Source organism: Pseudomonas sp. KBS0707 (assembly GCF_005937945.2).
Classification (GTDB): domain Bacteria; phylum Pseudomonadota; class Gammaproteobacteria; order Pseudomonadales; family Pseudomonadaceae; genus Aquipseudomonas; species Aquipseudomonas amygdali.
This window is the reverse complement of the sequence record NZ_CP041754.1, coordinates 560091-579190: the sequence shown is the minus strand read 5'-3', so window position 1 is coordinate 579190 and position 19100 is coordinate 560091. Positions and strand designations below refer to the sequence as shown.

Annotated in this window: 15 protein-coding genes and 1 pseudogene; 6 read left to right on the top strand and 10 right to left on the bottom strand. The window is 60.4% G+C overall.

Annotated features, from left to right (window positions below):
- Positions 1-53: 53 nt before the first annotated feature.
- Genes miaA through FFH21_RS02700 form a run of 5 tightly spaced genes read right to left on the bottom strand, consistent with a single transcriptional unit; the run spans position 54 to position 6350 of the window.
- Positions 54-1025 carry a tRNA (adenosine(37)-N6)-dimethylallyltransferase MiaA gene (gene miaA / locus FFH21_RS02720; protein WP_011167564.1) on the bottom strand — a complete coding sequence of 324 codons (972 nt, stop codon included), beginning with the start codon at positions 1023-1025 and terminating at the stop codon, positions 54-56.
- Positions 1026-2972 carry a DNA mismatch repair endonuclease MutL gene (mutL, locus tag FFH21_RS02715; protein ID WP_002551818.1) on the bottom strand — a complete coding sequence of 649 codons (1947 nt, stop codon included), beginning with the start codon at positions 2970-2972 and terminating at the stop codon, positions 1026-1028.
- Positions 2969-4399 carry an N-acetylmuramoyl-L-alanine amidase gene (locus tag FFH21_RS02710; RefSeq protein WP_199523490.1) on the bottom strand — a complete coding sequence of 477 codons (1431 nt, stop codon included), beginning with the start codon at positions 4397-4399 and terminating at the stop codon, positions 2969-2971. Before FFH21_RS02710 ends, mutL begins: the two co-directional genes overlap by 4 nt.
- Positions 4400-4401: 2 nt before the next feature.
- Complete coding sequence (tsaE, locus tag FFH21_RS02705) at positions 4402-4830, bottom strand: tRNA (adenosine(37)-N6)-threonylcarbamoyltransferase complex ATPase subunit type 1 TsaE (RefSeq protein ID WP_220273530.1); 429 nt, start codon at positions 4828-4830, stop codon at positions 4402-4404.
- Positions 4831-4859: 29 nt separating this feature from the next.
- A complete protein-coding gene (locus tag FFH21_RS02700; protein WP_011167562.1) occupies positions 4860-6350 on the bottom strand; it encodes a bifunctional ADP-dependent NAD(P)H-hydrate dehydratase/NAD(P)H-hydrate epimerase in 1491 nt (496 codons plus the stop codon).
- Between the two features lie 63 nt (positions 6351-6413).
- On the opposite strand from FFH21_RS02700, the gene queG reads away from it, so the two are divergent.
- The gene (gene queG, locus FFH21_RS02695; protein ID WP_011167561.1) at positions 6414-7508 is read left to right on the top strand and encodes a tRNA epoxyqueuosine(34) reductase QueG; all 1095 of its coding nucleotides are present in this window, start codon (positions 6414-6416) and stop codon (positions 7506-7508) included.
- Positions 7509-7779: 271 nt separating this feature from the next.
- Here the strand turns inward: queG and FFH21_RS02690 are convergent, their stop codons facing one another.
- Positions 7780-8391: a trimeric intracellular cation channel family protein gene (locus FFH21_RS02690; protein WP_011167560.1), complete on the bottom strand. Its 612-nt coding sequence runs from the start codon at positions 8389-8391 to the stop codon at positions 7780-7782.
- A gap of 96 nt (positions 8392-8487) precedes the next feature.
- Positions 8488-9024, bottom strand: a complete 537-nt coding sequence (gene orn / locus FFH21_RS02685) for an oligoribonuclease (RefSeq protein ID WP_002551812.1) — start codon at positions 9022-9024, stop codon at positions 8488-8490.
- A gap of 108 nt (positions 9025-9132) precedes the next feature.
- On the opposite strand from orn, the gene rsgA reads away from it, so the two are divergent.
- The gene (rsgA, locus tag FFH21_RS02680; protein WP_002551811.1) at positions 9133-10164 is read left to right on the top strand and encodes a small ribosomal subunit biogenesis GTPase RsgA; all 1032 of its coding nucleotides are present in this window, start codon (positions 9133-9135) and stop codon (positions 10162-10164) included.
- Positions 10165-10225: 61 nt separating this feature from the next.
- On the opposite strand, the gene motB is transcribed toward rsgA, so the two are convergent.
- Positions 10226-11251, bottom strand: coding sequence for a flagellar motor protein MotB (gene motB, locus FFH21_RS02675; RefSeq protein WP_011167559.1), 1026 nt, complete (start codon positions 11249-11251; stop codon positions 10226-10228).
- Between the two features lie 3 nt (positions 11252-11254).
- Positions 11255-12106 carry a flagellar motor stator protein MotA gene (gene motA / locus FFH21_RS02670; RefSeq protein WP_054088567.1) on the bottom strand — a complete coding sequence of 284 codons (852 nt, stop codon included), beginning with the start codon at positions 12104-12106 and terminating at the stop codon, positions 11255-11257.
- 207 nt (positions 12107-12313) lie between these two features.
- On the opposite strand from motA, the gene FFH21_RS02665 reads away from it, so the two are divergent.
- From FFH21_RS02665 to FFH21_RS02655, 4 genes and pseudogenes are all read left to right on the top strand, one after another.
- Entirely contained in the window at positions 12314-13849 is a 1536-nt protein-coding gene (locus FFH21_RS02665) for an HDOD domain-containing protein (RefSeq protein ID WP_011167558.1), read from the top strand.
- 45 nt (positions 13850-13894) lie between these two features.
- A pseudogene (locus FFH21_RS30410) lies at positions 13895-14707 on the top strand (rhodanese-like domain-containing protein); the annotation flags it as partial.
- A 156-nt stretch (positions 14708-14863) separates the two neighbouring features.
- Positions 14864-15727 carry an archaetidylserine decarboxylase gene (gene asd, locus FFH21_RS30405; RefSeq protein ID WP_038819939.1) on the top strand — a complete coding sequence of 288 codons (864 nt, stop codon included), beginning with the start codon at positions 14864-14866 and terminating at the stop codon, positions 15725-15727.
- A 258-nt stretch (positions 15728-15985) separates the two neighbouring features.
- Positions 15986-17770 (top strand): hypothetical protein, encoded by a 1785-nt coding sequence (locus FFH21_RS02655; protein ID WP_041924408.1) that lies wholly within the window; start codon positions 15986-15988, stop codon positions 17768-17770.
- A 66-nt stretch (positions 17771-17836) separates the two neighbouring features.
- Here FFH21_RS02655 and serB read toward each other — a convergent pair whose 3' ends face one another.
- Positions 17837-19051: a phosphoserine phosphatase SerB gene (gene serB / locus FFH21_RS02650; RefSeq protein WP_054073171.1), complete on the bottom strand. Its 1215-nt coding sequence runs from the start codon at positions 19049-19051 to the stop codon at positions 17837-17839.
- Between the last annotated feature and the right edge of the window lie 49 nt (positions 19052-19100).

Below are 19100 nucleotides of genomic sequence, written 5' to 3'. Positions count from 1 at the left end.
AATTCGATTGGCTTACCGGCCACCCCCCAAGGATAGATGGCTATTGCAGGGACTCAGCTCAATATGGAGACCGATCCCAGGTATTTCAAGGCGCGCGACAGATTGTCGCTGGCCAGACTGTCCAGCCAGTGCAAATCCTCCCAACTGCGTAGCCAGGTGAACTGCCTTTTGGCCAACTGGCGCGTTGCAATAATGCCGCGCTCCTGCATTTCATCCCGCGTCAGCTTCCCATCCAGGTGATCCCAGACCTGGCGATAACCGACGGCTCTTATCGAGGGCAACCCGGAATGCAGGTCGCCTCTTGAGCGCAATGCCAGTACTTCGTCCAGAAACCCCTGATCCAGCATTTGCTCAAAACGTAGCGCGATGCGTTGGTGCAGCACCTTGCGATCAGCCGGAGCGATGGCAAGGTTCGCGACAGTATAGGGCAATTGCTGACGCCCTGATGCCGCCGCTTCGGTACTTTGCGCAGTTTGTTGCTCGCGGTGTGCCGTCATGCTCATTCCGCTGACCCGATACACCTCGAGCGCCCTGATCAGTCGTTGCGGATCATTGGGGTGAATGCGCGCCGCCGAAACGGGGTCGACCACCGCCAATTGATCGTGCAATGACTGCCAGCCATAGGCCTGTGCATCAGCTTCAAGCTGTGCCCTTACCTGCGCATCGGCAGCCGGCATATCCGCCAGCCCGTGCAATAGAGCCTTGAAATACAACATAGTGCCGCCGACCAGCAAAGGAATATTTCCGCGCGCGGTAATTTCCGCCATGGCCGCCAGGGCGTCACTGCGAAAATCGGCTGCGGAGTAGCTTTGCGCTGGGTCGAGGATGTCGATCAGACGGTGTGGATATTCAGCCAGCTGTGCTTTTGAAGGCTTGGCGGTGCCGATGTCCATGCCGCGATAGACCAACGCCGAATCGACGCTGATCAGCTCGCAAGGCAGCACTTTGCTCAGTTCTATCGCAAGGTCGGTCTTGCCTGCGGCGGTAGGCCCCATGAGAAAGATGGCCGGAGGTAAAGCATTCATTCATTGACCGCGCAGGAATAATTTATCCAGGTCATTGAGACCCATCTGGGTCCAGGTAGGACGACCGTGGTTACATTGCCCGCTGCGTTCGGTGTTTTCCATGTCACGCAACAGGCCGTTCATTTCCGGGATGGCCAGCCGCCGATTGGCGCGAATCGCGCCATGACAGGCCATGGTCCCGAGCAACTCGTTCATGTGTGCCTGCACCCGGTCGCTGGTGCCGTACTCCATCAGATCCGCCAGCACATCGCTGACCAGCCGATTGGCCTCGGCCTGCTTGAGCAACGCAGGGATCTGGCGGATCGCCAGGGTTTCCGGGCCAAGCCGCTGCAGCTCGAAGCCCAGGCGCTGAAACGTCGCGATATGTTCTTCAGCGCAGTCCGCTTCACGCTGGCTGACCGCGAGAGATTCGGGCACCAGCAACGGCTGGCCACTCAGGCCTTCATTGGCCATCGCTATTTTCAGGCGCTCATACATGATTCGCTCGTGGGCGGCGTGCATGTCCACCAGCACCAGCCCGTGAGCGTTTTCAGCGAGGATGTAGATACCTTTGAGCTGCGCCAGCGCATAACCCAGCGGCGGAATATCGCCGGGCGACTCCGGCAGCGACGAGGACGCTGCACTGGGCAGCGGTGCGAAGAATTCACGGTAGGCGCTTTGCGCTTCGGCCACCGGCACGCCAGAGGTGGGCCGAGGCGTATATTGATACTGATAACCGCTGCCAGCGCCGCCACCGGCAGCAGGCCGGGCAAAAGGCTCGCCCTGCGGCTGTTCCAGCACGTTGTTGGCCAGACGCATTTCACCCTGCGGCCCGAACTCACCGGCCTCAGGTCCGGTAGGCCGAGGCTCGGCGGCGACCGGTACGCTGCCACCCAGCTGGTTTTCCGGACGCACATCACCCAATGCACGGTGCAGGGTGCCGTAAAGAAAGTCGTGCACCATGCGCCCGTCGCGGAAGCGTACTTCATGCTTGGTCGGGTGAACGTTGACGTCCACAGCGGCCGGGTCGACCTCGAAAAACAGCACGAACGTGGGGTGACGGCCGTTGAACAGCACGTCGCGATACGCCTGACGCACCGCATGAGCGACCAGTTTGTCGCGCACCGCACGCCCGTTTACGAAGAAATATTGCAGGTCTGCCTGGCTGCGCGAAAATGTCGGCAGCCCTACCCAGCCCCACAGATGAAGGCCATTGCGCTCGATCTCAATGGGTAACGCCTGCTCCAGGAAGCCCGGCCCGCAAATGGCCGAGACACGCCGCGCTCGGGCGGTATCGTCATGCGCTTCATGCAGGCTCAACATGGTCTTGCCGTTGTGACGCAAATGGAAGGCCACGTCGAAACGCGCCAGCGCCATGCGTTTGATGACTTCCTGCAGGTGATCGAATTCGGTTTTTTCGGCCTTGAGAAACTTGCGTCGGGCAGGCGTGTTGAAGAACAGGTCGCGCACTTCAACGGATGTGCCTACCGGATGCGCTGCCGGCTGAACGCGCGGTGCCATGTCACGGCCTTCGGTTTCCACCTGCCAGGCCTGATCGGCGTCGCGGGTGCGCGAGGTCAGCGTCAGGCGCGCCACGGAGCTGATCGAAGCCAGCGCTTCGCCGCGAAAACCGAGGCTCATGACGCGCTCGAGGTCCTCCAGATCGCGAATCTTGCTGGTGGCATGTCGCGCCAGCGCCAGCGGCAGGTCATCCGAGGAAATACCGCCGCCATCGTCACGCACTTTCAACAGCTTGATACCGGCCTGCTCGACATCGACATCAATGCGCCGCGCGCCGGAGTCAAGGCTGTTTTCCAGCAGCTCCTTGATAACCGACGCTGGACGCTCGACGACTTCGCCGGCCGCAATCTGGTTGGCCAGACGCGGACTGAGCAATTCGATGCGCGCAGCGTTCAGGACAGTCTGAGCGTTATCGGCTTCGGTGCCGTCGAGCAGAAGATCGGTCATTGCTGAGTCGCCACCTCGGAACTTGGAATGCGCAGATCCTGGCCAATCTTCAGTTCATCGCTTTTCAGATTGTTGGCGCTGCGCAGCGTGGCAATGTTCATGTCATAGCGCGCTGCGAGCATGGCCAGGGTTTCGCCGGAGCGGACCACATGGTTGCGTGGCCCTTGGGCCAGCTTGCCGTTGTCACGCAGCCAGGCAATATAAGTGCCCTGTGGCGGGTTCTGCTGGAAGAACTGCTTCACCCCGGAATTGATCGAACGCGCCAACGCCTGCTGGTGCGACGCAGAACTGAGCTTGTTGGCTTCGTTGGCGTTGGAGATAAAGCCGGTTTCTACCAGAATCGACGGGATATCCGGCGACTTGAGCACCATGAAGCCCGCCTGCTCGACGCGCGATTTGTGCAGCGAGGTGACCCGACCAATATTGCTCAGCACCTTCTGGCCGACGTTCAGGCTGGAAGACAGCGAAGCGGTCATGGACAAGTCCAGCAACACCCCGGCGAGCATGCGGTCCTTGTCATCAAGGCTTACTGCACCGGCACCACCGATCAGGTCGGAACGGTTTTCACTGTCCGCCAGCCAGCGTGCGGTTTCGGAGGTCGCACCGCGATCAGACAAGGCGAACACCGAAGCGCCAAACGCCGCCGTGGACGGCGCAGCGTCAGCGTGAATGGACACAAACAGGTCAGCCCCCTTGGCGCGGGCGATCTCGGTACGTTTGCGCAACGGAATAAAGTAGTCGCCGGTCCGCGTCAGTTCAGCGCGGTAGCCTTTCTCGGCATTGACCTGGCGCTGCAGTTCCTTGGCGATCGACAGCACCACGTTTTTCTCTTTCTGCCCGGCACCGCCCGAGGCACCCGGGTCTTCACCGCCGTGCCCGGCATCGATCACCACGACAATGTCGCGCTTGCCGTTGGGCACCGGGGTCAACTTGATTTCAGGCTTGGCCGGGCTAACCGGGACAGCGGGCGCGGTATTGGCCGCGGTATCCGGGATCACCGGTGTCGGGTTGGCATCGGCGGCGTTATCGAACAGGTCGACCACCAGACGGTTGCCGTACTGCTGGTTCGGCGCAAGCGTGAAGCTTTTGGGCGTCACCGCCTTTTTCAGGTCGATGACCACGCGCAGATCCGTCGGCGTGCGCTGGGCAGAGCGCATGCTGTTGATCGGCGTATTGGCTGTCGATACATTCAGCGGACCACCGAGTGTCGCGCCATTGATATCGATCACCAGACGATCAGGTGAAGTCAGTGTGAATACGCTGTGCTGGACAGGCCCGGACAGGTCGAATACCAGACGTGTGTTGTCCGGTGCTCGCCATAAGCGGACACTTTTTACTTGCGTAGCGGCAACCGCCTCGACAGCCAGGGCCATCAGCAGCAGACCAACTACAGTAACCAGCGCGCGCATGCGCATACCTAACCCCATATCTATTTGAATTCCAAAGCCAAAGTGGCACACCAGCGTTCGCCACGCGAGCCCAGCGGGCTCAATATCACGGACCGACCTTCTCCGTGCGGGCCAATGGTAATGGTCAGGTCAGGCTTTGGCAAAAAGCCTGCACCACGCTGGGGCCATTCAATCAGACAAAGTGCATCGCCGTCGAAGTAATCACGCACCCCCATGTACTCGAGTTCTTCGGGATCGACCAGACGATAAAGGTCAAAGTGAAAGACCCGTATGGCACCTATTTCGTAGGGCTCGACCAGCGTGAAAGTAGGACTCTTGACAGCCCCGGCATGCCCGAACCCGCGAATCATTCCCCGCGAAAGAGTGGTTTTTCCAGCGCCCAGATCGCCATCGAGAAAGATGACGCCCACGCCTTCGGTAACTGCGGCCAGGCGTGCACCAAAATTCATCATGGCCTCTTCGCCAACCACATGCAGCGTTAAATCAGACACGGTTGCAGCTCCTCCAATAACTGACGAATGGCAAGAATAATATCGCTGGCCGCCAGCCCGCGACCGTATTCACCGACTTTCTGACCGGCGCTTGCATGTAGCCACACCGCCAGACAGGCCGCATCGAATGGCGTCAGATGCTGCGCCAGCAGCGCACCGATCAACCCGGCCAGCACGTCCCCCAGTCCGGCGGTGGCCATGGCCGGATGACCGCGGTCGCACAACGCCAGTTGTCCGCTCGCATCGGCGATCAGACTGCCAGAGCCCTTGAGCACGCAAACCGTATCGAACTTGCGCGCCAGCGCCCGCACAGCAGCGGCCCGGTCAGCCTGAATGTCTTTGATGCCGACGCCCAGCAAACGCGCGGCCTCTCCCGGATGCGGAGTGATGACGCAGCCTTTGGGCAGGCTCACCGCCCCGGCGGCCAGCATATTCAGAGCATCGGCATCCCAAACCTGAGGCCGCTCGGCGTTGGCGGCAGCCGACAGCAAACTACGCCCCCAGGCGGCCTGCCCCAGCCCCGGACCGACCACCAATACGCTGGCCGGCTCGATCAACGCCATCAACTGGTTCGCCGAGCGAATGGCCGCACTCATGATTTCCGGCATGCGCGTCAAGGCGGCCGGAATATGTTCGGCGCGGGTCGCCAGCGTCAGCATGCCTGCCCCGCTGCGCAGGGCGCTTTCGGCGCTGAGCAAGGCAGCACCGCCGAAACCGTGATCGCCACCAATGACAAGCACCCGGCCGAACATGCCTTTATGTGCAGTACGCGGACGCGATGCCAGCGTCGGCAGACTGGATGCGCTCAGACGCTTCGCGCTGACCGGCACCTGCGCAACCAGCGCAGGGTCGGCGCGTAAATCATCAAACACCAGCTCGCCCACCAGGTCCGCCGCATCGCCCGTCAACAAGCCCAGTTTGAGGCCTATGAAGGTAACGGTCACATCGGCACGCACCGCCACGCCCAGCGCTTGGCCGGTGTCTGCACTCAAGCCCGACGGGATGTCCACGGCGGCGACCGGCAGGCCGCTGGCATTGATCGCCTTGATGGCCGAAACGTAGGGCTCGCGCACTTCGCCATTGAGCCCGGTACCGAGCAAGGCATCCAGCACCACGCCGGTCAGCGGCTGTCCGGCCCATACCTGAGTGTCGATGCCGGAAGCCGCCGCGTGCGCCGAAGCGGCATCACCGCTCAATGCAGCCGGGTCGCCGACAGCCAGCACCCTGACTTGCCAGCCTGCCTTGTGCGCCAGCGCGGCCACCAGATACCCGTCACCGGCATTGTTGCCACGCCCGGCCAGCACGGTCAGTTCATTGGCCTGCGGCCAGCGTCGGAGTATCGTCCGCCATAGCGCCTGGGCAGCGCGCAGCATCAATTCCAGGCCTGGCGTACCGGCAGCAATCAGCCGTGCATCAAGGTCGCGGACCTGCGCGGCGCTGTACAGCGCGTCGGGTAAATGAGGTTTCGTGTCGAACATGCGTCTATAGGCTCCGATGTCTGGCAGAATTATACGCACCTTGGCCCCGGTTTCTCTCTGCGCATGTCCGCTATTACTGCTGTACTTCCCACTTCCGATGATCTCGCCGCCCTTGCCGTCTCAATCAAGGCATGGGGGCGTGAGCTGGGCTTTCAGGAAGTGGGGATCAGCGGTCTGGACCTGGCAGAGCACGAGCAGCACCTGCAACGCTGGCTCGATGCAGGCTATCACGGCGAAATGGACTATATGGCAGCTCACGGCAGCAAACGTTCCCACCCGGACGAGCTGGTGCCGGGGACGCTGCGCGTGGTGTCGCTGCGCATGGACTATCTGCCCGGCGACACCAAGATGGCCCAGCGCCTGACAGAACCGGAAAAAGCCTATGTGTCACGCTACGCCTTGGGCCGTGACTATCACAAATTGATCCGCAAGCGTTTGCAGCAACTGGCTGAGCGCATTCTTCAGGCCATTGGCCCGTTTGGTTTTCGGGCGTTCGTGGACAGCGCGCCGGTGCTGGAAAAGGCGATTGCCGAACAAGCCGGGCTCGGCTGGATCGGCAAGAATACGCTGGTGCTCAACCGTAAGGCGGGCAGCTTTTTCTTTCTCGGCGAGCTGTTTGTCGACATCCCGCTGCCGGTGGATGCGCCGCATGCGACGGAACATTGCGGGCGCTGCACGGCCTGCCTGGACATCTGCCCGACGGCGGCCTTTGTAGGGCCTTATGTGCTGGACGCACGGCGCTGCATTTCCTACCTGACCATCGAGCTCAAGACCGCGATTCCAGAAGAGCTGCGGCCACTGATCGGCAACCGGGTGTTCGGTTGCGACGATTGCCAGATTGTCTGCCCGTGGAACCGCTTTGCACGACCAACCGACCAGAGCGATTTCCAGCCGCGCCATAACCTGGACAACGCCGGGCTGGCCGAGCTTTTTTTATGGGATGAAGACAAATTCCTCACTAGTACAGAAGGCTCGCCCCTGCGCCGCGCCGGGTACGAACGCTGGCTACGCAACCTGGCTGTCGGACTGGGCAACGCGCCCTCCACCATCCCGGTGATCGAAGCCCTGCACGCACGGCGCGACTATCCCTCGGAATTGGTCAGGGAGCATGTGGAATGGGCGTTGCAGAGGCATGGGGTGGCAGACGCAGAGGGCTAACGCGTCTGAGCGAGCCGGGCGACGCTTAACTTGCGAGGGAGCGGACTTGTCCGCGAACTGTCGGGAACCGGTAGCAAAAACGGTCGCCTTGGTGCATCAGACACAACAGAGTCAGCAGGTTTCAGGGCCGCTTCGCAGCCCATCGCAGCCGTCGTGACCTCCTGAAGCTCCCACGCCCTCCGGGCAGAAGCCCACTCTGCGGGCATCTCAGGATGTGAATGAAGCAGAGTGCTCCGTATGGGCATGCAGCTCCGGGCGTTCTGCGCCCTCTTCAGGGCTCGTCTTTATAGACGAATTTGGGCATTTCCCAGCGGAATCGGATCGCCAGCAGGCGCAGCAGCAGGCCGCCGAACAAGGTGATGAGCACGGCCTGTTCATCCGGCAGTTGCAGGTACTGGCACAGCAAAAAACACCACGCGGCCAGAAATGAAACGCTGGCATACAGTTCGCGAGGGAAGATCAGCGGAATGTCGTTGCAGAAGATGTCGCGCAGGATGCCACCGAAGACCCCGGTGATGACACCGCACACTGACGCGATCACCAGACCATGCCCGGCTTCCAGCGCAGTCATGCAGCCGATCAGGGTGAAGGCTACCAGCCCCAGCGCATCCAGCACCAGAAACAACGAGCGCAGGTGGCGCATCAATGGCGCGATAAAGATCGTCACCAACGCTGCCACACTGGTCAATATGAGGTATTCCGGGTGCTTGACCCAGGTCAGCGGGTAATGGCCGATCAGCACATCGCGCACCGAGCCGCCGCCCAGCGCTGTGACGCAAGCAATCAGCACCACGCCGAACCAGTCCATTCCTCGACGGCCCGCAGACAGCGCGCCAGTCATGGCTTCAGCAGTGATGGCAATCAGATAAAGCATCAGCAACATGGCGGGGACTCTGCGACAAAGGCGCGCAGTCTAACCAGCCGACCAACGCACTGAAAGAGTGCAGCGAAGATTATTCACTGCACGCGCGAGTCTTGATCAAGGCTTGATGAAGTGCTCACGATAAAAGCGCAGCTCGGCAATCGACTCGCGGATGTCATCGAGCGCCAGGTGGGTGCTGCCTTTCTTGAATTTCAGCTCGGGGGACCAGCGCGCCGCCAGTTCCTTGAGGGTCGAGACATCCAGATTGCGGTAGTGGAACCAGTTTTCCAGCGTCGGCATGTGGCGATACAGGAAGCGGCGATCCTGGCAGATGCTGTTGCCGCAGATCGGCGAACTGCGCTCGGGCACCCACAGCTTGATGAACTCAAGGGTCTGCGCCTCGGCTTCAGCCATGCTGATGGTGCTTTCGCGTACTCGCTGGGTCAGGCCCGAGCCACCGTGCTGGCGGGTGTTCCACTCGTCCATTTTCGCCAGCGTTTCGTCACTCTGGTGCACAGCGATTACCGGGCCTTCGGCCAGGGTGTTCAGCTCGCTATCGGTGATGATCGTGGCCATTTCGATGATGACATCGGTATCAGGGTCCAGACCGGTCATTTCCAGATCGATCCAGATCAGGTTCTGCTTGTTCTGCATGTGTCGACTCCTCAGCGTAGGCGCGCAGTTTAGCTCACCCTGCCGTGCTAGACTCCTGCCGATCAATCGTACTGCCTAATTCATCGGTTACATCACATCGGAACACCCATGGCCAAACGCCAACTCAATCGTCGTCAGAACTGGCGCATCGAAAAAATTCAGGGCGAGCGTGCTGCCCGCGCGGCAAAACGCGAGTCCGCTACGCTTGAAACACTGGAAGGCGGCGACCTCGGCCCCGAACAGACCGGTCTTGTAATTGCTCACTTCGGTGTTCAGGTCGAAGTCGAGGCTCAGGAAGGCGAAGCAAGCGGTCAGGTCTTCCGCTGCCACCTGCGCGCCAACCTGCCTGCACTGGTGACCGGCGATCGCGTCGTATGGCGCGCCGGCAATCAGGGCATTGGCGTCATCGTTGCGCAACTGCCTCGCACCACCGAACTGCGCCGCCCGGACTCACGCGGCCAGCTCAAGCCTGTGGCGGCCAACGTCGACCTGATCGTGATCGTGTTCGCACCCATGCCCGAGCCACATGCCAACCTGATCGACCGTTATCTGGTGGCCGCCGAGCATGCCGGGATTCGTCCGCTGCTGCTGCTCAACAAGGCTGACCTGATCGACGAACAGAATGCGCCCGCGCTCAATGCGTTGCTGGCGGTCTACCGCACACTGGGTTACCCGGTGCTGGAAGTGTCGGCGCATCATGGCGATGGCATGCAGACACTGCAAAGCCAGCTTGATGGCCACATCAGTGTGTTCGTTGGCCAGTCCGGCGTCGGCAAGTCTTCGTTGGTCAACAGCCTGCTGCCGGAAACGGATACCCGGGTCGGCCCGTTGTCCGAAGTCTCCGGCCAGGGCACACACACCACCACAACCGCCCGCCTGTTCCACTTTCCGCGTGGCGGCGATCTGATCGACTCACCGGGTATCCGCGAATTCGGCCTGGGGCATGTCAGCCGTGCAGACGTAGAAGCTGGCTTCATCGAATTCAACGACCTGATCGGCACGTGCCGCTTTCGCGACTGCAAGCACGACCGCGAACCGGGCTGCGCCCTGCTCAAGGGGCTTGAAGATGGCCGCGTGCAGCAACAGCGCATGAACAGCTACCGTTCGATCATTGCCAGCCTGCCGCAAGACAGTTACTGAGCACCGAACGCCGCACACAAAAACGCCGCGATCATCGCGGCGCTTCTGTATCGGTTGCAGCTCAGTTCTGGGCTGGCTCGACCCGCAACTTGCCATCGTCAAAGATATTCAGCTTTTGCCGGATCTCGTGAGGCTGGGCATATGCCTGTGGGTCTGGCGGCGCCGCTGTCGAAGCCCCCGGAGCAGCGGGAGTAGCAGGAGCGGCGGGCGCAGGTTTGGACTGAGGCGCACCACCGGAGTTCTGGTCGCCTTCGATACGCTGCTGAGCCTTTTTGGTCAAAACCACAATGTCGATGCGGCGGTTGACCGGATTGGTCGGATTCTCGTGATCATAAAGAGCTGACGAGGCATAACCCACCACTCTGGCCACCTGTGAGTCCGGATAGGTACCGGCCACCAGCGCACGACGTGCAGCGTTGGCGCGGTTGGCCGACAGTTCCCAGTTACCGAATCCGCCGTTGCCTACAAAAGGTGTCGCATCGGTATGACCGCTGATACTGATCTTGTTCGGCACGCTCTTGATGGTGTCAGCCATTGCCAGCAGGATGTCTTCGAAATAAGGCTTGAGACGTGCACTGCCCGAGTCGAACATCGGCCGGTTGTCAGCGTCCATGATCTGGATACGCAAACCGTCCTGGGTGATCTCGAACAGAATCTGGTCCTTGAATTTCTGCAGTTGCGGGTTTTCCTCGACCTTGTTCTGCAGCTCTTGCAAGAGCATCTCCAGACGCTCCTGCTCGACCTCTTCAGCTTTGGTCTCGGAAGTCTCGGCCTCAAGGGGCACGGTGTCAGGTGACGGTGTGGTCTTGACCTCAGGGTTCAGCGTCTGATTCGGCGACATCTCGGGCGAGCCGCCCAGGTCGATCACATACGGCGAACCGCTGTCCGAAAAACCGACCGGGTCCTTGAAGTAACCGGCCACCGCGAGCAACTGTTCGGGCGTGGCAGAAGACATCAGCCACAGCACCAGAAAGAACGCCATCATCGCCGTCGCGAAGTCGGCAAACGCGATTTTCCAGGCACCGCCGTGATGTCCGCCACCAAAGCGCTTTACGCGCTTGATGATAATCGGCTGATTATTTTCCATGACTTAGCGACCGCGAACCGCTTGTTCCAGCTCGCTGAAGCTGAGGCGATGCAGCGGATAGAGAACCTTGCGGCCAAATTCGACGGCCAGCGAAGGCGGCATGCCGGAGGCCGACGCCACCAGCGACGCCTTGATGCTCTCGTAGACGTTCATTTCTTCCTTGGCATCATGGGCAAGGCAGGTGGCCAACGGACCGAAGAAACCGTATGCCGCAAGAATACCGAAGAAGGTACCTACCAGCGCAGCACCTACGTGCATGCCGATTGCAGCCTTGTCGCCCGACCCCAGCGACGCCATGGTCACCACGATACCGAGTACCGCTGCCACGATACCGAAGCCGGGCATACCGTCGGCGATACCGGTAATGGCATGGGATGGATGCTCGAGCTCTTCTTTCATGCTCAGCAGTTCCATGTCGAACAGGCCTTCCAGCTCGTGAGGAGCCATGTTGCCGGACGACATGATGCGCAGGTAATCGCAGATGTACGCAGTCATGCGCTCATCTTTCAGCACGCCAGGGTATTTGGCGAAGATCGGGCTGGAGGCGGCGTCTTCGATATCCCCTTCAATCGCCATCATGCCTTCACGGCGGCTCTTGTTGAGGATTTCGTATACCAGCCCCAGCACCTCGAGGTAATAGGCGTGTGTGAAGCGCGAACCGAACATCTTCAGCGACTTCTTGAACACGTGCATGGTCATGTAGCCAGGGTTGGCCTGGAGGAACGCGCCCAGTGCAGCACCGCCGATGATCAAGACCTCGTAGGGCTGGAACAGCGCCATGATCTTGCCATGGGACAGCACATATCCGCCGAGGACACTTGCGATAACGACAATGATGCCGATGATTTTAGCCATAGGAAAAAATACTTTACTGAGTCGGGTTCAGGGACAGTCCGGAAGTTCTTGAATCTCTTCTTCTCCTTATCGGCCTAACTGGGCCAGACTATAGCCGGTTCTTTTGAAAAACCCATTTATCCGCCTCCATAAAAGGAGGAAAATGGCCTCAGCGTCCCGTACGCTGGCGGTTTCCCAGCTCAGATAATCAGCCGCACAGGCCATCGAATGTCGACAGCACACGCAGCACATCATCTCGTTCCGAAAACGCTGGATGCCTGGGTCAAATTGCTTGACGGCATCGCGTTGCCGGTCCCGGCGGTCAATCATGGGCACGTTCGCGCAGCATTGAACGACAGTCGCCGCTCGCTGCGTGAAATCGCTGAAATGATGCAGGAAAGCCCCGCACTGGTATTGAGTGTGATGCGCGAGGCCAACCATCACACCCACGGTTTGACCGAGCAGGCCGAGAGCCTCGAGATTGCGATCAACCGCCTGGGGCTGGCGCGTACTGAAATCCTTCTGGGCCGCTTGCCGGCCAAGCCGCCCGAGGAAATTCCCGCGGTCTATCGCCAATTGATTCTTGTCAGCCAGCACGCCACACAACAGGCCAACGGGTTGTTTGCCAGTCGCCTTGCACGACTCTGGCAAGACATCCATATGGGCAGCCTGCTGTTCCTCTCCCCCCTTTGGCCGATGGCGCTGGCCTATCCGAAGCTGCTCGAAGAGCTTGAGTTGCGGGTTATCCACAAGGGCCATTCCAGCCTTGCAGTGGAAAAAGAGCTGTTCGGCGTCAATCTGCTGGAGCTGTGCCTGGCACTCGCCGAATTCTGGCGCCTGCCGATCTGGGTTACGCGCGGTTATAAGTTGCTGATCAACGAGCGACGCGATCTGGCCAAGGTGCTGCGCATCGCCCGCGAAGAACACAGCCCGCTGCAACAGCAACAACTCATGGACGCCGACCCCAACCTGCGGCGCTGGCTGAACCAGCCAGCCAATACTGTTTTGCTGGGTAACGGCCTGGCGCTGGCGGCGCAACATGCCTGGAACAGCCCGCATTGCCTGCGCTGGGAACGGCTGACCAGCCTTTACCTGCAACAGTCGATCAGCGAAGTGCAGCAGCAAGCGCATCAAAACGCTGCCAGCAGCGCGCGTATTCATGCGGAAAAAGACCTCTGGTACCCGGCCGAATCGCTGCTCTGGCCCTGGGATGCGCGTCGCGTAAGGCGCGACAACGAACCCGCCCCACCGCCCTCGGCCGACGCCCTGCAGCTATGGCGCAAGCACTGCGCCGAGCTGCTGCAGGACCCCAGCCCGTTCATCAACGCCATGCACTTGACCACCTCGGCGCGCGACGCGTTCATGTCGTGCGGTATGGAGCGGGTCATGCTGCTGATGCTGGACAAGACCTCGACCGTACTGCGCGTCAATCAGATGGCCGGACTGCCGCCCGAAACCGCCTCCTTGCAGCTGTTCATCAAGGAAAGCACCGTGTTGCAACGCTTGCTGACCCAGCCGACGCAGTTGCGCATGACGCCCGCGAACAATGCGCAGTTTGCCGCCCTGCTGCCCGCGCCACTGAAAACCCTGTTCAGTGGCCAGCACTGGCTTATTCGCTCGCTGAGCAACAACGGTAAAGTCATGCTGCTGGTGGTCGCCGACCAGGGTGGTGGGGCCTTGTCGGAAATTTCCGTCCAGGCATTCGGAAAAACCGCGCAATGTATTGAAAAGGCACTTGGCATCTTTAGTCATCGCAAAGCGTGAGGCCTGGCGTACAATTCGCCTCTTTCCTTTCATCGGAGGCTGCAAATGTCCGCATTCAATGGCTTGTCGCTGGTCATCGAACCCAACGATCTGCTTGAGCGTCTAGACGCCCCGGAATTGATCCTCGTGGATCTGACCAGCAGCGCTCGCTACGAAGCCGGGCACATTCGCGGCGCCCGTTTTGTCGATCCGAAACGTACGCAACTGGGCAAACCTCCTGCACCAGGCCTACTGCCCGACACTGCCGATCTGCAGCAGCTGTTCGGCGAGCTGGGCCACAATCCCGATGCAGTCTATGTCGTCTACGATGACGAAGGCGGCGGCTGGGCCGGGCGTTTTATCTGGCTGCTGGATGTCATCGGCCACCACCATTATCACTATCTGGATGGCGGCGTGCTGGCCTGGGAAGCGCAATCGCTGCCGTTGAGCACAGACGTTGCACCCGTTGCAGGCGGCCCGGTGACGCTGACGCTGCACGACGAACCTACCGCCACGCGTGAATACCTGCAAAGCCGTCTGGGCGCCGCCGACCTGGCAATCTGGGACGCTCGCGGCCCGACCGAGTATTCGGGCGAAAAAGTAGTCGCGGCCAAGGGCGGACACATACCCGGCGCGGTCAATTTCGAATGGACTGCGGGCATGGACAAGGCGCGTAACCTGCGTATTCGTCAGGACATGCCGGAGATTCTTCGCGACCTGGGCATCACGCCCGACAAGGAAGTGATCACCCATTGCCAGACTCACCACCGCTCGGGCTTCACCTATCTGGTGGCGAAAGCGCTGGGCTACCCAAGGGTCAAGGCCTATGCCGGCTCGTGGAGTGAATGGGGCAATCACCCGGAGACACCGGTAGAACTTCCGGAAGTGGCCGCCGCGCCCGCCGAGGCAGTCGAGGTTGCGCAACCCGTCGCGCCTGCGCAGCCAGCACCAGCCGAAACCGTCGAACCTGTCCGCTCTAGCGAACCGCGACAGGCCTCGCAGAAATATTCAGGACACTCATCCTCAGGACCTTCAATGAAAGACCGCTTGTTCATCATCAGTCAGTACCTGTTGCCACACCACCTGCTGTCCCGACTGGCAGGCTGCGTTGCCGAATGCCGCGTACGCTGGTTCAAAAACGCTTTCACCGCGTGGTTTGCCCGCCGTTATCAAGTGGACATGTCGCAGGCCCTGGTCGAAGACATGACGTCCTACGAGCACTTCAATGCGTTCTTCACCCGCGCATTGAAAGCCGACGCCCGCCCGCTCGATACCACGCCGGGCGCGATTCTTTCGCCAGCCGACGGCGCCATCAGCCAGTTGGGCCCTATCGACCACGGCCGGATCTTCCAGGCCAAGGGCCACAGCTTCAGCGTACTGGAACTGCTCGGCGGTGATCCCAAGCTGTCGGCACCGTTCATGGGTGGCGAGTTCGCGACGGTCTACCTGTCGCCGAAGGACTATCACCGCGTCCACATGCCACTGGCTGGCACGCTGCGTGAAATGGTCTACGTGCCGGGCCGCATCTTCTCGGTCAACCAGACCACCGCTGAAAACGTGCCGGAACTGTTCGCCCGTAACGAGCGAGTGGTCTGCCTGTTCGACACCGAGCGCGGGCCTATGGCTGTGGTGCTGGTCGGCGCGATGATCGTGGCGTCGGTCGAGACGGTGTGGGCCGGGCTGGTCACGCCGCCCAAGCGTGAGTTGAAGACGTTCAGCTACGACGAAGCAGCGCGTGCGCCGATCCACCTGGAAAAAGGCGCCGAGATGGGCCGTTTCAAACTGGGCTCCACGGCCATTGTGCTGTTTGGGCCAAATCAGGTGAAATGGGCCGAACAACTGACCGCTGGCTCCAAGGTACAGATGGGCCAGGCACTGGCAGTTCCGACACAGGCATGATCGTGACTTGAAGTCACAGTGCCTGGCATGGGCGCCCGATTAACAGGGACGCTCATGCAGTTTAAAACCGGACAGTAATGGCTTCAGGCCATATTTACTGCGTAGTGATGCCGATACTGGTGAAGTTGCCTGATCGGTGCTGTAGGATACTTCGCACTTTCATGGGCGTATGCTCGACATGTCGCCGCTCCGCGATGACGTCAGCCCCCATTTAAAGCCACCGTCCGGGCCAGTGAGTTGTTGGAGTTCGCCTGTCACATGAGTAATTTTAGCCTCCCTCTGCTGCTGCGTGCCCCCACGCCAGCGCAGTCGAGCCTGACATTCTGTGAAGCCAACCCCCGCGACCTCAAACGCTGGATCTCCAGGCTGCCCAAGGCAAACCTGGGAGAAATGGCACGCCAGCTCTATCAAGGGCTGACCGAGCTGAACCAACTGATCACCCCCAGCGAAAACCGCCTGCAACTGCTTGAACTGCTGCGTCCCGAGGTGTACTTCGTCTGCAAGCACCTTGAGCGCCACTTTCTCAACCAGGCCATTGTGCTGGACGAGCGGCCGCGCAAGGTCGCCAATCTCTGCCAGGCCCTGCAAAACCATCTGGCGACCGGTTACAAGCAAATCATCCAGCAGGTAGCGCCCCGCTACGCCAGGGATCAGGCCGGACTTTTCAGCACCGCGCTGCAACGAGCACTTCATGGGCTCAACGGACCGCTGATTCGCGCCAATCAGCTTTACTGCCCGGTTCAGGACGGTCTGTGGCTCGAACTGCATCAGATCTACCAGATTGCCCGCCAGTACCAGTTGCACAACACGCCGGTCGAAGAGCCTCTGGCTCATCACACCAAGGCGTTGAGTGTGGAGCAGACGTATATAATCGCGCTGCTGATGGGGTGTTCGCGCTGCAACCAGATGCGTCAGTTGAACATCGGCAAACTGGCCGATGCACTTGAGGCCTGGAGCCCGCTGGTCAAGCTGCAATTGCCTGCCGGGGACAACAGCCTGTTTGCCCTGGACCCGACGGCAGACAAACCGCCGCTGTATCGCACCCTGTTCAGCGATGAGCAATCACCGAGGCTACTGGGTATCGACACCCAGTCGCTGGCAGAGGCAATCAACCAGTACCTGGCCTTGCCGGACGACCAGCGCAGCCCGTCCAGACTGCTGATTCCTACCGGTATCAATACCGACCTGCTGCAACATCTGGCGGCCGCCTGGGGTGATGTGGCCGAGCGGACCTTTCAGCGCACGGCAGGCCAGGGCACCCTGAAGCTGTGCATCGGCATGAGCGCACTGCATTTTTATGTAGCCGGTCAGAAGTCGTTCAGCGAACTCCTGCAACTCAACAGCGCAGGCAGTGCTGCGAGTTTTTCGCTGAAGATCGCCAATGATGACGAAGACGACCCTTGGGCTTCAGCCTTCGATACACAGCGCGGCAAGACCTCATCGCACCTGCTGCCCTATGAAGAAATCGAATACCCGAAGAACGATGGCGATAACGACTCGCTTTCCAACGGTCAGCACACGTTTCCGACCTTCGACCTGAATATCGTCAACCACAGCCCGGGCGGTTACTGCCTGGCGTGGCAGAAGGAAGTGCCTCAGCAATTACAGGCTGGCGAACTGGTGGGTATTCAGGACGACTCCGGCCAGGGCTGGAGCATTGCAATCGTGCGCTGGATCCGCCAGGTACGTAGCGGCGGCACACAGATGGGGATCGAACTGATCGCCCCGTTTGCCCAACCGTGCGGCATGCAGCTGATTCGCGAACAGCAGAATAGCCAGTACCTACGAACCCTGATGCTGCCGGAAGTACGCGCCATGGAAAAACCGCCCACCGTGCTCGCACCGCGTCTGCCGTTTCAGGAGGGCAACAAGGTGATGATCAACGTCGCCGGTGAAGAACGCCGCGCGTCACTGAGCAACCGGCAGGTCAGCAGCGCCAGTTACAACCAGTTCGAGTATCAGATGTACGACGCCCCGAAAGCGACCGAAACCGAAAAGGCCAGGCCGGATCAGGAATTCGATTCCTTGTGGGGCACGCTGTAGCGATCACTGCGACAGCCGTCGCGATTGGCCCCTCGCCATCAGGGGCAAACCACCACGGCCTGAGCGTCAGCGCTTTCCTTCGCGGTCGCGGAAACCCAGCAGATATAGCACGCCATCCAGTCCCAGCGTCGAAATGGCCTGTTTGGCCGATTGCTTGACCAGCGGCTTGGCGCGAAATGCGACACCCAGCCCGGCAATCGCCAGCATCGGCAAGTCATTGGCACCGTCGCCGACCGCGATGGTCTGCTCCAGGCTCAAGCCTTCCTTGTGCGCCAGCTCGCGCAACAGGTCTGCCTTGCGCTGCGCATTGACGATCGGCTCTACGGCGACGCCGGTTACCTTGCCATCGACCACTTCCAGCTCGTTGGCGTACACATAATCGATGCCCAGCTTTGCTTGCAGCTGCTTGGCGAAGTAGGTGAAGCCACCCGAGAGAATCGCGGTCTTGTAACCCAGACGCTTGAGCTCGGAGAACAGTGTTTCGGCGCCTTCGGTCAAGCGTAGAGAAGCGCCGATTTCATCCAGCACACTGATATCCAGCCCCTTGAGCAGAGCCAGACGCTCCTTGAAGCTTTCGCTGAAATCCAGTTCGCCGCGCATCGCACGCTCGGTAATCTCGGAAACCTGCTCGCCCACACCGGCAGCCTTGGCCAACTCGTCGATCACTTCGGCCTCAATGAGGGTCGAATCCATGTCGAACACAGCCAGACGCCGGTTGCGGCGAAACAGCGAATCCTGCTGGAACGCGATATCTACGTTGAGATCCTGGGCAACTGCGAGGAACTCGGCCTGCATGGCTTTCGGGTCGGCTGGCTCGCCGCGCACGGTGAACTCGATGCAACCCTTGCCCTTGTCGGCCGGCGTGTCGAGCGGCATACGCCCGGACAGACGATCGATCTGATCGATATTCAGCCCGTATTTAGCCGTAATGGCGCTGACGCACTGCAATTGCTCGGCCGTAACCTTGCGGGTCAGCAGTGTGACGATATGACGGGCCTTGCCCTGACCTTCAACCCAGTGCTGATAATCCGCTTCGGACACCGCCGTGAAACGGACCTGCTGATCGAGTTTGTAGGCGGTGAACATGATGTCCTTGAGCACGGAAGAACCCTGCACGGTATCCGGAATTTCAACCAGGATGCCGAACGACAGGGTGTCGTGGATAACCGCCTGACCAATATCGAGAATGTTCACGCCACCCTGGGCGAGGACGCCGGTGATGGCAGCAGTGAGACCTGGACGGTCGACACCTGTGATGTTAATCAGGACGATTTCGCGCAAGGCGCACCCCTATAGTGGAAAAAACCGCATTCTAACCACATTCAGTGAC